A 13522-nucleotide genomic window follows, 5' to 3' on the forward strand; every position below is an offset into this window, starting at 1 on the left:
ACACCCGTCAGGGGTGGCCGGACTTACTTCTCGACGCTTCACCCGACGCAGGAAACGGCAGGGCATATGACCGCGCAGCACGAGGCTCCCACCACGGCCGCCGGAGAGGCTCTGGAGGTCTGGATCGACCAGGATCTCTGCACGGGGGACGGCATCTGCGCGCAGTACGCGCCCGAGGTGTTCGAGCTTGACATCGACGGTCTCGCGTATGTCAAGAGCGCCGACGACGAACTGCTGCAGGAGCCGGGCGCGACGACTCCGGTTCCGCTGCCGCTGCTCCAGGACGTGGTGGATTCGGCCAAGGAGTGCCCCGGCGACTGCATTCACGTACGGCGCGTTTCGGACAGGGTCGAGGTGTACGGCCCGGACGCGGAGTAGCCGCGGATCAGCGGTCGGTGGCGGTGGCGCGCAGGAACGTGCCGCCGCTCCACCGCCATTCGACGGTCTCCCGCTTGTCGGGGCAGCAGCGGGGTACGTCGGTGGACGAGTAGCCGAGCAGGGTCGCGGTGACGACGCCGTCACGGATGGCGAGGCCGCCGACGGTGAGGGCGTCCGCGGGGTCGACGAGGGTCGCCACGACGCGGGCGCCCTTCGTGTCGCCCTTGGCGTGGGTGAGGACGTAGAGGCCCTGCGGCGGGGTGCCGGAGCCGGCGCGGCAGTGGGCGGCGGCGACTGTCTCGGGCCGGCCGTCCCCGTCGAGGTCGCCGGTGGCGGTCCTGGGGGTGGCCGTGGGGATTCCGGCGCAGTTCAGCGGGTATGCGGCCGTCGCCGCGTCGGGTGCGGGCGCGGTGGCGGCCCGGGCCGCGGCGGTGCCGGCCGCGGGGTCGGTGGCGGTGGCCGCGTCGGGCTGGGCGAGGCCGGCCAGGGCGATGACCCCGGCCATGGCGGCGGCGGTCGCGAGCCAGTGCGTGGGGCGGGCGTGGGTGTGCGCGAGGTCCGGGAGCTCGGAGGTCTGCACGCGGGCTGTCTCCTGTGGTCGTGCGGTGGCGGTGGGTGTCGCCGGGGGGAGTGGCCAGCATCGTGCCACACGTCACAGGCGGCCGGTAGCGGGGGGTGGGGGCTGTCATCTGCCGGGGCCGGCAGGGGTGTCGGGCGGCGCCCGTGCGAACGCGGCAGCGCCGCCCTGGAGTTTCCCGTGGCACGGGGGAACTCGCGGGCGGCGCTGCGGCGTTGCGGGGGTGTCAGCCCTTGTTGGGGCCTTCGTAGTCCTCGCCGTAGGCGCCCTTGGCGGGGCGGCGGCGGCGCATGGGCGGCTCGACGCCGTCCGCGAGGCGGCGGGCGGTGACCAGGAAGCCGGTGTGGCCGATCATGCGGTGGTCCGGGCGGACCGCCAGGCCCTCCACATGCCAGTTGCGGATCATCGACTCCCAGGGCTGCGGCTCGGCGTAGCAGCCGATCTCGCGGATCGACTCGACGGTCCGCGCGAGCTGGGTGGTGGTCGCCACGTAGCAGCAGAGGATGCCGCCGGGGACGAGGGCCTTGGAGACGGCCTCCAGGCACTCCCAGGGGGCGAGCATGTCGAGGATGACGCGGTCGACATCGGTGTCCGACAGGTTGTCCTGGAGGTCGCCGACGGTGAGCTGCCAGGCGGGGTGGGGGCCGCCGAAGTAGCGCTCCACGTTGGCCTTGGCGATCTCCGCGAAGTCCTCGCGGCGCTCGTAGGAGTGGAGCATGCCGCTGTCGCCGATGGCGCGGAGCAGGAAGCTGCTCAGCGAGCCCGAGCCGACGCCGGCCTCCACGACGCGGGCGCCGGGGAAGATGTCGGCGAAGGCGAGGATCTGGCCCGCGTCCTTCGGGTAGACGACTGCGGCCCCGCGGGGCATGGACAGGACGTAGTCGGGGAGCAGGGGGCGCAGCGCGAGGTAGGCGACGTTTCCCGTGGTTCGGACAACACTGCCCTCGGGGGCGCCGATCAGCTCGTCGTGCGGGAAGGAACCCTTGTGGGTGTGGAAGTTCTTCCCGGCCTCGAGCGTGAACGTGTAGTGGCGTCCCTTGGGGTCGGTGAGCTGGACCTGGTCCCCGACCTTGAAGGGCCCGCGACGGCGGGCGGCACCGGTCGGTTCGGACATGTGACCAGGGTACCCGGCGGCGGCGCGGGCCCCGACCACGGGCGGGCCGCGGGCGGCTACGCGCGGGTGGTGCCGGGGCGGGCCATGGCCTGGACGAAGGCGCGCTCGACGTCGGCGGTGGACAGCACGCCGTACACCTCGCCGGTGTCCTCGACGACGAGGTACTCGGTGGCGGGGGTCTCGCGGAGCCGGTCGAGGAGCGGCTCGCCCGCGAGGTCGGCGGGGACGCGCATGCCGTCGGTGAGGTCCTGGGCGAGGCCGCTGACCGCGACCCAGGGGCGGCGGTGCTGGGGGACGCCGACGATGGCGGTCTCCCGGACGAGGGCGGTCGGCTCTCCCTGGCCGTCCACGACGACGAGGGCGCGGGCGCCCGCCTCGTTGGCGCGGCGGAGGGCCTCGGACAGGGGCGTGTCGGGCGGTACGGGGACGGCGCGGCGGGTCAGGGCGCGGGCCGTCAGCTCGGGCAGGCGCTCGCGCAGGCGGGCCATGCGCAGGCTGTTGCCGGCGCCGGTCCAGATGATCGCGGCGAGGATGGCGGCGAGGAGCGCGTCCATCATCGTGTCCATGCCGCTGAGGTCGCTCGTGTCGCCGAGGGCGCCGGTCCGGGTGAGCAGCGGCAGGCCGATGAGGACGGTGACGGCGAGGGCGCGGCCGGCCCAGGCGGCGGCGACCGTGCCGCTCATCGGCTTGCCGGTGATCTTCCAGACGACGGCGCGGAGCATGCGGCCGCCGTCGAGGGGGAGGCCGGGCAGGGCGTTGAAGGCGGCGACGATCAGGTTGGAGATCGTCAGTCCGGCCAGGAGCACGGCGGGGACGGTGCCGGGCTCGACGGCGTGCAGGCCCGCGTAGAAGACGCCGGCGAGGACGAGGGAGAGGAGCGGGCCGACGAAGGCGAGGACGAACTCGCGGCCGGGTGTCTCGGACTCCTTCTCGATCTCGGAGACGCCCCCGAAGAACTGGAGCTGGATGCGCCGGACCGGCAGCTTGAAGCGGAGGGCGGCGACCGTGTGGGCCAGCTCGTGGACGAGGACGGAGGCGTAGAACGCGACGGCGAAGAAGAGGGAGACCAGGTAGCGGGCGTTGCCGAGCTCGGGCAGGACGCGGTCGAGCTGGCCGCCGAAGACCCAGGTGATGAGGGCGGCGACGAGGAACCAGCTGGGGGCGACGTAGACGGGCACGCCGAAGATCCGGCCCATGAGGAGGCCGCCGCCGTGGCCGTCGGCGGGGCGCCGCTTGCCGGGGCCGGGGTTCTTTCCGGCGGGCTCGGACCGCGGGCGCGTGCTCTCGCCGCTCTCGTCGTCCTGGTTCACGGGTTCCCTTCGGCGTGGGGGGTGGGGTGGGTGTTTCCCGCTCGATCATGCAGTGTGTGGTGGTCTGCCGTCGATGGTATGCCGACGGCTGTCGGTGGCGGGTCGTAGGGTCTGGGACATGACTTCGAGCCCGCAGCCTTCCGTGTCGAGCCCGCAGCCGCCCGTGTCGCTCTCGCCGTCCCGTGCCGGCGACTTCATGCAGTGCCCGCTGCTGTACCGGTTCCGGGTGATCGACAAGCTGCCGGAGAAGCCGAGTCCGGCGGCGACGCGGGGCACGCTGGTGCACGCGGTGCTGGAGCGCCTCTTCGACGATCCGGCGGCGGAGCGCACGCCCGCGAAGGCGCGGGCGATGGTGCCGGGGCAGTGGTCGCGGCTGCTGGAGTCGCGGCCCGAGCTGCGGTCGCTGTTCGAGGACGACGCGGACGGGGAGCGGCTGGCCCGCTGGCTCGGGGAGGCGGAGGAGCTGGTCGAGCGGTGGTTCACGCTGGAGGACCCGACGCGGCTGGAGCCGGCGGAGCGTGAGCTGTTCGTGGAGACGGAGCTGGAGTCGGGGCTGCGGCTGCGGGGCGTGATCGACCGGGTGGACGTGGCGCCGTCGGGCGAGGTGCGGATCGTCGACTACAAGACGGGCAAGGCGCCGCGTCCGGAGTACGGGGACAGCGCGCTGTTCCAGATGACGTTCTACGCGCTGGTGGTGTGGCGGCTGAAGGGGGTGCTGCCGCGCCGGCTGCAGCTGGTGTACCTGGGCAGCGGGGACGTGGTGACGTACGACCCGGTGATGGCGGATCTGCGGCGGGTGGAGCGCAAGCTGCTGGCCCTGTGGGACGCGATCCGCAGGGCGACGGAGACGGGCGACTGGCGGCCGCGGCCGACGAAGCTGTGCGGCTGGTGCGATCACCAGGCGTTCTGTCCGGAGTTCGGCGGGACTCCCCCGGTCTACCCGCTGCCGGTGCAGTCGACCGGGTCGGGGCAGAATGGGCCGGGTCCAGCGATCTCTTGAGGAGTGCCCGTGGCCATCCGCGTCCTACTGGTCGACGACCAGCCTCTGCTGCGTACCGGTTTCCGGATGATTCTGGAGGCGGAGCAGGATCTGGCCGTGGTGGGTGAGGCCGGGGACGGCCTCCAGGCGCTGGAGCAGGTGCGGGCGCTCCAGCCCGATGTGGTGCTGATGGACATCCGGATGCCGCGCATGGACGGGGTGGAGGCGACCCGGCAGATCACCGGTCCGGGGCGCGACGGGCCGGCGAAGGTGCTGGTGCTGACCACGTTCGACCTGGACGAGTACGTGGTGGAGGCGCTGCGGGCGGGGGCGAGCGGCTTCCTGCTGAAGGACGCCCCGGCGAACGAGCTGGTGCAGGCGATCCGGGTGGTGGCGGCCGGTGAGGCGATGCTGGCGCCGAGCATCACGCGGCGGCTGCTCGACAAGTACGCGGACCATCTGCCGTCGGGCGACGAGCCGGTGCCGGACGCGCTGAACACCCTGACGGACCGCGAGGTGGAGGTGCTGAAGCTGGTGGCGCGCGGGCTGTCGAACGCCGAGATCGCGGCCGACCTGTTCGTCTCGGAGACGACGGTGAAGACGCATGTGGGCCATGTGCTGACCAAGCTGGGCCTGCGGGACCGGGTGCAGGCGGCGGTGTACGCGTACGAGAGCGGTCTGGTCCGGCCGGGCGCGCAGTAGCCCGGCGGCGGTGGCGCCGCCCCCGCGGGCCGCCGCGCCGGTGCCGTGCGGGACGCGTAAAGCCGGTGCCCCCGTGGTGGACCACCACCACGGGGGCACCGGCTTCCTGCTGCGGCGGCGCGGGGCGTCCGCTGCGGGGCGTCAGCTGCCGGGCGTCCGCTGCGGGGCGTCAGCCCTTCTTGATCTCCCAGAACCGGAACACGGTGGAGGCGTCGAGCGTCCACTCCAGGCCGGTGATGGTGTTGTAGGCGACGGCGTACTGCTTGGCCTGCCACAGCGGGAGGAGCGGGACGTCCTCGGCGACCATGTTCTGCAGCTGGTCGAAGTCGTCCTGGGCGGCGCTGCGGTCAGCGGCGGCCGCGGTGTCCGGGATGATGGTGCCGGTGATCTTGCTGTTCTCGTAGTGGTTGCCGAGGACGTTGTCCTCGCCGAAGAACGGCTGCGTGAAGTTGTCCGGGTCCGGGTAGTCGGGGACCCAGCCCTTGACGTACACGCCGTACTTGCCGGCCTGGATGTCCTTCTCGTACTGGTCGTACTCGACGGACTTCACGTCGGCCTGGAACAGTCCGCTGTCGTTGAGCTGCCGGGCGATGGCGCGCAGCTGCTCGTCCGTGCCCGGGCCGTAGCGGCTGGGCGTGGAGTACAGCGTGATCTTGACCGGCTCCTTGATGCCCTCGTCGCGCAGGGCCTTCTTGGCGAGATCGGGCTGCGGGCGGTCGCCGTAGCGGTCGAAGAAGGCGGTGTTGTGGCCGAGGATGCCGGCCGGGACGATCGAGTACAGCGGGGTCGCCGTCGACTCGTAGACGTCCTGGACGAGCGCCTGGCGGTCCACCAGGTGGGCGATGGCCTTGCGGACACCGAGCTTGCCCGCGACCGGGTCCTTCATGTTGAAGACCAGGTGCTGCACCTCGGCGCTGGAGCCCTCGATGACCTGGATGCCCTTCTGGCCGGCGGTCGGCGAGCCGTTGAGCTTCTGGATGTCGTCGGAGGCGAGGCCGCGGTAGGCGATGTCGACCTGGCCCTTGGTGAGGGCGTCGGCGAGGGCCTTGCGGTCGCCCTTGTAGAACTTCAGGGTGACGCCGGTGTTCTTGACCTTGGCGGTGCCCTTGTACTCCGGGTTGACGGAGAAGACGGCCTTGTCGTCGCCGAAGGACTCCAGCTTGTACGGGCCCGAGCCGACGGCCCTGCCGTCCGTGCGCAGCCCGTCGGCCTGGTACTCGCGGTGGTCCACGATGGAGCCGGCGCCGGAGGCGATCTTGCTGGGGAAGGTGGCGTCGGGCACCTTCAGGGTGAAGACGACGGTCCTGTCGTCCGGGGTCTCGATCGTCTCGATCGTGGAGAGGAGCGGGCCGGGCCCGTTCGGGTCGTTGATCTTCAGGGCGCGCTCGAAGGAGAACTTGACGTCCTTCGAGGTGAGCGGGTTTCCGTTGCTGAACTTCAGGCCGTCGCGGAGGGTGCAGCGGTAGACCCGGCTGGCGCCCTTCTCGAACTCGCAGCTCTCGGCGGCCTCGGGCTGGGGCGTGGTGGCGCCCTTGGGGAAGCTCAGCAGGGACTGGAAGACGTTGTTGAACAGCAGCCAGGACCCGGGGTCGTACCCGGTCGCGGGGTCGGTGGCCAGGACCTCGTCGGACATGCCGACGACGATCGTCCCGGCGTCACCGGCGCCCGCGTCCTTGTCGGTGCCGCAGCCGCTGAGCGTGGCGGCGGCGAGCCCCGCGGCGAGCGGGGCCGTCAGCCACTTGTTGTGTGCCTTCACTGGAACCTTGCCTCTGGATCTCTTGGTACAGCAGGGGTCAGGCGTTTCCTCGGCCGAGCTCCCAGAGCTGCAGGTCCGAGGAGGTGTTGAGGGCCCATTCGACGCCGGTGAGGGTGTCGCGGGAGGCGACGTACTGCTTGCCCTGCCAGAGCGGGAGGAACGGGACGTCTTCGGCGACGATGTCCTGGAGTCGCTGGAAGGAGGGGGCTGCGGCGGCCCGGTCGGCCTCCCGGCGGGAGGCGGGGATGAGCCGTTCGCGCGCCTCGTCGTTGACGTAGGGCGTGTTGAGGAAGTTGTCCGCGTCGAGGAACGGCGCGATGAAGTTGTCCGGGTCGGGGAAGTCGGGGAACCAGCCCAGCCCGTAGACGGCGTAGTCGCCGCGCTTCTGCGCGGGGCGGAAGGCGGACCACTCGGCGCCCTCGACCGTCACGTCGAACAGGCCGCTCGCGTTGAGCTGGTCGCGCAGGGCGGCGAACTCCTTGGCGGTGGCGGCGCCGTAGTGGTCGGTCGTGTAGTGCAGGGTCAGCTTGACCGGGGTGTCGACGTGCGCCTCGCGCAGCAGGGCGGCGGCCTTGTCGCGGCTGGGCTCGCCGTACTTGTTGAAGAACGAGTTGCTGTGCGTGGCGATCGTGGAGGGGATCAGCGAGTAGAGCGGCTTCGCCGTGGGGCCGTACACGTCGCGCGTGATGCGGTCGCGGTCGACGAGGGCGGCGACGGCCTGGCGTACGGCCTTCTCCTTGACGACGGGCGCCTTGGTGTTGAAGGCCAGGTAGCGGATCTCCAGGGCGGGGACCTCGGTGAGCCGGACGCCTTCCTGCGGGTCGGTGTCGAGCTCCTTGATCTGGCCGGGCTCCAGCGTGCGGGTCATCATGTCGATGTCGCCGGACGTGAGCGCCTTCGCCATGGAGTCGGCGTTGTCGAAGGTGCGCAGTTCGACGCTCTCGTTGCGGACCTTCACGCCGCCCTTGTAGTGCGGGTTGCGGGTGAAGGAGACGCTGACGAGGCGGTCGCCCTGGACGTGGGGCCGCATGGTGTACGGGCCGGAGCCGTCGACCTGGAAGCCCTCGCGGAGCTCGGTGGCGCCGTACTTGTCGCTGCTGACGATGCCGGCGACGGGCGTGGCGAGCTTGTACGGGAAGGTGGCGTCGGGGGTCTTCAGGTGGAAGACGACCTCGTGGTAGCCCTTGGCCTCGATCGTGTCGATGTTGGACAGCAGGCCCGAGGCGCCGTTGTCGGACTTGATGGCCAGGACGCGCTCGATGGAGTACTTGACGTCGCGGGCGGTCACCGGCTTGCCGTCGGAGAAGACGAGGTCCTCGCGGAGCACGCAGCGGTAGCTCTTGCTGACGCGGTCGGTGAACTGGCACTGGGAGGCCGCGTCCGGGACGGGCAGGCCGCCGCCGCGCGGGATGCGCGTGAGGGTCTGCAGGGTCTGGCGCAGCACGTTCCACACGCCGGTGTCGTACGCGTAGGCCGGGTCGAAGGGCGCCGGGGACTGCGCCGACGAGGCGAACCGGTCGGTCGTCCCGACGACGATGTCGCTGCTTCCGGAGGCGCCGCTCGTGTCGCTGCCGCAGGCGGCGAGGAGCGGGGCCAGCAGTCCGGCGATGGCCGGCAGCGCCAAGGTCTTGCGGTTCATGGGGGTCGGTACTCCTGGTCCGGCACGGGGGTGTTGCGTGTGCGGAGCTCCGCCGCGGGCGCCCGGTGAGGCGCGGCGATCGGGCCGGGATACGAGCGATCGACCCCGTGGCGCCGGGCCGTTTCGTGGCGGCCTGGAGCCCGGGGGAAAGAGCGGCGGGGTGCTCGGCGAAAAGATTAATGGCACCGCCACTCATCCTTGACCGGGGTGAAGTTGAGTGACTGTCAGAAATTGATCTCCGAACGTGACCGTACCCCTCGGTAACGGAGGAACGTTTGGGAACATGCCCATGGAATCCGGACACATCAGCACGCCCGAAGCGGCCCGATCCGGGCATGTGTGCGGTTGCGGACGCCCCTCGCGCGCCACGCTGAGTGAGCAAGGTCACGCGAAACGGACGCCGTGGAGCGTGCGGGCGACGGGGCGGCCGTCACGGAAAAGGCACACTTCGGCGCCGAGAGTTTTTCCCCAATTCAACGGGACACGCTGGGTGCGCGGTTCAGTCCATTCCGGTGATCAAAGCGCGCAGAAATCCGAGATCGACTTCTTCGAGCGAACCCACCACCACACGGCCGTCGGCGGGTGCGATGGGAGCCAGCGACGGTACGGCGACGACCCGGCAGCCGGCCGCCTCCGCGGCGGCGACACCCGTGGCGGTGTCCTCGACCACGGCGCACCGGGCCGGGTCGGCGCCCACCCGGCGGGCGGCGAGCAGATACGGGTCGGGGTGCGGCTTCGTACGGGGCACCTCGTCCCCTGCCACCGTGAGGGTGAAGTGCTCGGCGCCCAGGCTGCGCAGGACACGGTCGATGATGCGGCGGTGGGAGGCGGACACCAGCGCCGTGGGCACGGCGTGCTCGGACAGCTCGGCCAGCAGGCGCGCGGCGCCGGGCATCAGGGGCACGCCGTCGTCGATGCGCTCCTCGAACCGGTCGTTGAGCAGCGTGGTCAGCTCGGGGAGCGTGATGGAGGCGCCGGTCGCCTCGATGAGGTAGCCGGCGCTGCGGGTCATGGGGCCGCCCACGACGATGTCCCGCCAGGACTCGTCCAGCTCGTGCCCGAGGTCCCGGAACACCGCGACCTCCACGTCCCACCAGAAGCCCTCGGTGTCGACCAGGGTGCCGTCCATGTCGAGGAACACGGCCTGCAGGGCCGACCCGTCGGCCGTACGGGTCAGGGACGCGGGGACCGTACTGGTCATCCGGCACACCTCCATGGGGGACGAGAAGGCCGGCCGCCCTCCCCCGCCGGGAACTCCCGGTGGAGGTACGCGACCGGCCTGCACTGGACCGACCAGTGTACGACCCCCGGCTCCGGCGTGCGCCCCCGCGCGCCGCGACGCGCCGGACGGGGCGCGGCGGGGCGCGCCGGGGCGCCCTCCGACGGGCCCCGCGCCGCCCTGCGGGCCGCCTCCGCTGTGCGGGGGTCCCGCCCGGGCGGCCGGGCGCCGTGCAGCGGCCGGGGGCCGTACAGGCGCCGGGCGCCGTACCGGGGCTCAGCGGGCGTTGAAGTACTTGGCCTCCGGGTGGTGGATCACGATGGCGTCCGTGGACTGCTCCGGGTGGAGCTGGAACTCCTCCGACAGCTGGACGCCGATCCGCTCGGGCTTCAGCAGGTCCGCGATCTTGGCGCGGTCCTCCAGGTCGGGGCAGGCGCCGTAGCCGAGGGAGAAGCGCGCGCCGCGGTACTTGAGCGCGAACATGTCCTCGACGTCGGCCGGGTCCTCGCCGCCGAAGCCGAGCTCGGCGCGGACGCGGGCGTGCCAGTACTCGGCGAGCGCCTCGGCGAGCTGGACGGACAGTCCGTGCAGCTCCAGGTAGTCGCGGTAGGCGTTGGCCTCGAACAGCCGGGCGGTCTCCTCGCCGATGCGGGAGCCGACCGTGACGACCTGGAGGCCGACGACGTCGGTCTCGCCGGACTCCTCCGGGCGGAAGAAGTCCGCGAGGCACAGGCGGCGGCCCCGGCGCTGGCGCGGGAAGGTGAAGCGGGTGCGCTCGTGGCCGGCCTCGTCCAGGATGATCAGGTCGTCGCCCTTGGACACGCAGGGGAAGTAGCCGTAGACGACGGCGGCCTCCAGCAGGTTGTCCGTGTGGAGGCGGTCCAGCCAGCCGCGCAGCCGGGGCCGGCCCTCGGTCTCGACCAGCTCCTCGTACGAGGGGCCCTCACCGGTCCGGTTCTGCTTGAGGCCCCACTGGCCCTTGAACAGCGCGCCCTCGTCGAGCCAGCCCGCGTACTCCTTGAGCTGGATGCCCTTGATGACGCGGGTGCCCCAGAACGGCGGCTCGGGCACGGGGTTGTCGACGGCCACGTCGGAGCGGACGCCGGTCTCGGGCTCGCGCTCCTCCACCGCGGTGTCGGCGCTCGCGCGGACGCGGCGCTGGCGCAGTTCGGGCAGGCTCGCGCCGGGCACGCCGCGCTTGACGGCGATGAGGGCGTCCATGAGGCGCAGGCCCTCGAAGGCGTCACGGGCGTAGCGGACCTCGCCCTGGTAGATCTCGTGGAGGTCCTGCTCGACGTAGGCGCGGGTGAGGGCGGCGCCGCCGAGGATGACGGGGTACTTGGCGGCGAGGTCGCGCTGGTTGAGCTCCTCCAGGTTCTCCTTCATGATCACGGTGGACTTGACGAGGAGTCCGGACATGCCGATGACGTCGGCCTTGTGCTCCTCGGCGGCCTCCAGGATCGCGGAGACGGGCTGCTTGATGCCCAGGTTGACGACGTTGTAGCCGTTGTTCGACAGGATGATGTCGACCAGGTTCTTGCCGATGTCGTGGACGTCGCCGCGGACGGTGGCGAGCACGATGGTGCCCTTGCCCTCGTCGTCCGTCTTCTCCATGTGGGGTTCGAGGTGGGCGACGGCGGTCTTCATGACCTCGGCGGACTGGAGGACGAAGGGCAGCTGCATCTGGCCGGAGCCGAACAGGTCGCCGACGACCTTCATGCCGTCCAGGAGCGTGTCGTTGACGATGTCGAGGGCCTTGCGGGTGCGCAGCGCCTCGTCCAGGTCGGCTTCGAGGCCGTTCTTCTCGCCGTCGATGATGCGGCGCTTGAGGCGTTCCTCCAGCGGCAGCGCGGCCAGCTCCTCGGCCTTGCCGGCCTTGAGGGACTTGGCGGTGGCGCCCTCGAAGAGCTCCATCAGCCTCTGGAGCGGGTCGTAGCCCTCGCGGCGGCGGTCGTAGATGAGGTCGAGGGCGGTGGTGACCTGCTCCTCGTCGAAGCGGGCGATCGGGAGGATCTTGGAGGCGTGGACGATCGCGGAGTCGAGGCCCGCCTTGACGCACTCGTCCAGGAAGACGGAGTTGAGCAGGATGCGGGCGGCCGGGTTGAGGCCGAAGGAGATGTTCGACAGGCCGAGCGTCGTCTGCACGTCGGGGTGGCGGCGCTTCAGCTCGCGGATGGCCTCGATGGTGGCGATGCCGTCCTTGCGGGACTCCTCCTGGCCGGTGCAGATGGTGAAGGTGAGGCAGTCGACGAGGATGTCCTCCTCGCGGATGCCCCAGTTGCCGGTGAGGTCCGCGATGAGCCGCTCCGCGATCTCCACCTTCTTCTCGGCGGTGCGGGCCTGGCCCTCCTCGTCGATGGTGAGGGCGATGAGCGCGGCGCCGTGCTCCCGCGCGAGGGAGGTGACCTTCGCGAAGCGCGACTCGGGGCCGTCGCCGTCCTCGTAGTTGACGGAGTTGATGACGGCGCGGCCGCCGAGCTTCTCCAGGCCGGCGCGGAGCACCTCGACCTCGGTGGAGTCCAGCACGATCGGCAGGGTGGAGGCGGTGGCGAAGCGGCCGGCCAGCTCCTCCATGTCGGCGACGCCGTCGCGGCCCACGTAGTCGACGCACAGGTCGAGCATGTGGGCGCCCTCGCGGATCTGGTCGCGGGCCATCTCGACGCAGTCGTCCCAGCGGCCTTCGAGCATGGCCTCGCGGAACTTCTTGGAGCCGTTGGCGTTGGTCCGCTCGCCGATGGCGAGGTACGAGGTGTCCTGGCGGAACGGCACCGTCTGGTACAGCGACGCGGCGCCCGGCTCGGGGCGCGGCTCGCGGGGCGCGGGGGTGAGGTCCCGTACGCGCTCCACGACCTGGCGCAGGTGCTCGGGGGTCGTACCGCAGCAGCCGCCGACGAGCGACAGCCCGTACTCGCGGACGAAGGTCTCCTGGGCGTCCGCCAGCTCGGGCGCGGTGAGCGGGTAGTGGGCGCCGTTCTTGCCGAGGACGGGCAGGCCGGCGTTGGGCATGCAGGAGAGGGGGACGCGGGAGTGGCGGGCGAGGTAGCGCAGGTGCTCGCTCATCTCGGCGGGGCCGGTGGCGCAGTTCAGGCCGATCATGTCGATGCCGAGCGGTTCGAGCGCGGTGAGCGCGGCGCCGATCTCGGAGCCGAGGAGCATGGTGCCGGTGGTCTCGACGGTGACGGAGACGATGAGCGGCACGTCCGCACCGAGCGCCTCCAGCGCGCGGCGGGCGCCGAGGACGGCGGCCTTGGTCTGGAGGAGGTCCTGCGTGGTCTCGATCAGCAGGGCGTCGGAGCCACCCGCGACGAGGCCCTCGGCGCTGCTCTGGTAGGCGTCGCGGAGGGTGGTGTACGGGGCGTGGCCGAGGGTGGGCAGCTTGGTGCCGGGGCCCATGGAGCCCAGGACCCAGCGCTGCCGGCCGTCCGCGGCGGCGTGGGCGTCGGCGGACTCGCGGGCGATGCGGGCGCCGGCCTCGGACAGCTCGTGGACGCGGTGGGCGATGTCGTACTCGGCGAGCGCGGAGAAGTTGGCGCCGAAGGTGTTCGTCTCGACGCAGTCGACGCCGACGGCGAAGTAGGCGTCGTGGACCGAGCGGACGATGTCGGGGCGGGTCAGGTTGAGGATCTCGTTGCAGCCTTCGAGGTTCTCGAAGTCGTCGAGGGTCGGTTCCTGTGCCTGGAGCATCGTGCCCATGGCGCCGTCGGCGACGACCACCCGGCTGGCGAGTGCGTCGCGGAGCGCGGCTGCTCGGGCGGCGCTGTCGGCGGGCGTGGGGGAAGGGGTCGGCAACGAGGCCATGGAGGTGCTCCCTGGGGTGCGACGGCTGTCGGCTTTGCGGCTCCTTGGGG

General features: G+C 71.6%; 10 protein-coding genes. 3 read left to right on the forward strand and 7 right to left on the reverse strand.

The features are described 5' to 3' along the window. Window positions 1–66 precede the first annotated feature (66 nt). Complete coding sequence (locus ACSUPT_RS04735; protein WP_315879158.1) at window positions 67–378, forward strand: ferredoxin; 312 nt, start codon at window positions 67–69, stop codon at window positions 376–378. A 7-nt stretch (window positions 379–385) separates the two neighbouring features. On the opposite strand, the gene ACSUPT_RS04740 is transcribed toward ACSUPT_RS04735, so the two are convergent. From ACSUPT_RS04740 to ACSUPT_RS04750, 3 genes are all read right to left on the reverse strand, one after another. Beyond that, window positions 386–958, reverse strand: coding sequence for a hypothetical protein (locus ACSUPT_RS04740; protein WP_436943516.1), 573 nt, complete (start codon window positions 956–958; stop codon window positions 386–388). A gap of 223 nt (window positions 959–1181) precedes the next feature. Continuing rightward, entirely contained in the window at window positions 1182–2069 is an 888-nt protein-coding gene (locus tag ACSUPT_RS04745; RefSeq protein ID WP_345692554.1) for a tRNA (adenine-N1)-methyltransferase, read from the reverse strand. 56 nt (window positions 2070–2125) lie between these two features. Then, window positions 2126–3379, reverse strand: coding sequence for a site-2 protease family protein (locus ACSUPT_RS04750; RefSeq protein WP_351963095.1), 1254 nt, complete (start codon window positions 3377–3379; stop codon window positions 2126–2128). Between the two features lie 118 nt (window positions 3380–3497). On the opposite strand from ACSUPT_RS04750, the gene ACSUPT_RS04755 reads away from it, so the two are divergent. Both ACSUPT_RS04755 and ACSUPT_RS04760 read left to right on the forward strand, forming a co-directional pair. Next, window positions 3498–4379 carry a RecB family exonuclease gene (locus tag ACSUPT_RS04755; RefSeq protein ID WP_351963096.1) on the forward strand — a complete coding sequence of 294 codons (882 nt, stop codon included), beginning with the start codon at window positions 3498–3500 and terminating at the stop codon, window positions 4377–4379. Between the two features lie 9 nt (window positions 4380–4388). Next, window positions 4389–5060, forward strand: coding sequence for a response regulator transcription factor (locus ACSUPT_RS04760; RefSeq protein ID WP_351963097.1), 672 nt, complete (start codon window positions 4389–4391; stop codon window positions 5058–5060). Window positions 5061–5229: 169 nt separating this feature from the next. On the opposite strand, the gene ACSUPT_RS04765 is transcribed toward ACSUPT_RS04760, so the two are convergent. The 4 genes from ACSUPT_RS04765 to metH form a co-directional block, all read right to left on the reverse strand. Beyond that, complete coding sequence (locus ACSUPT_RS04765; protein ID WP_351963098.1) at window positions 5230–6816, reverse strand: ABC transporter substrate-binding protein; 1587 nt, start codon at window positions 6814–6816, stop codon at window positions 5230–5232. A gap of 37 nt (window positions 6817–6853) precedes the next feature. Next, window positions 6854–8455 carry an ABC transporter substrate-binding protein gene (locus tag ACSUPT_RS04770; protein ID WP_351963099.1) on the reverse strand — a complete coding sequence of 534 codons (1602 nt, stop codon included), beginning with the start codon at window positions 8453–8455 and terminating at the stop codon, window positions 6854–6856. 499 nt (window positions 8456–8954) lie between these two features. After that, on the reverse strand, window positions 8955–9656 hold the full coding sequence (locus tag ACSUPT_RS04775) for an HAD family hydrolase (protein WP_351963100.1): 702 nt from the start codon (window positions 9654–9656) through the stop codon (window positions 8955–8957). Window positions 9657–9950: 294 nt separating this feature from the next. Then, window positions 9951–13472 (reverse strand): methionine synthase, encoded by a 3522-nt coding sequence (gene metH / locus ACSUPT_RS04780; protein ID WP_365724793.1) that lies wholly within the window; start codon window positions 13470–13472, stop codon window positions 9951–9953. Window positions 13473–13522: the final 50 nt, after the last annotated feature.

The organism is Streptomyces sp. SudanB25_2051 (genome assembly GCF_964272635.1).
GTDB lineage: Bacteria > Actinomycetota > Actinomycetes > Streptomycetales > Streptomycetaceae > Streptomyces.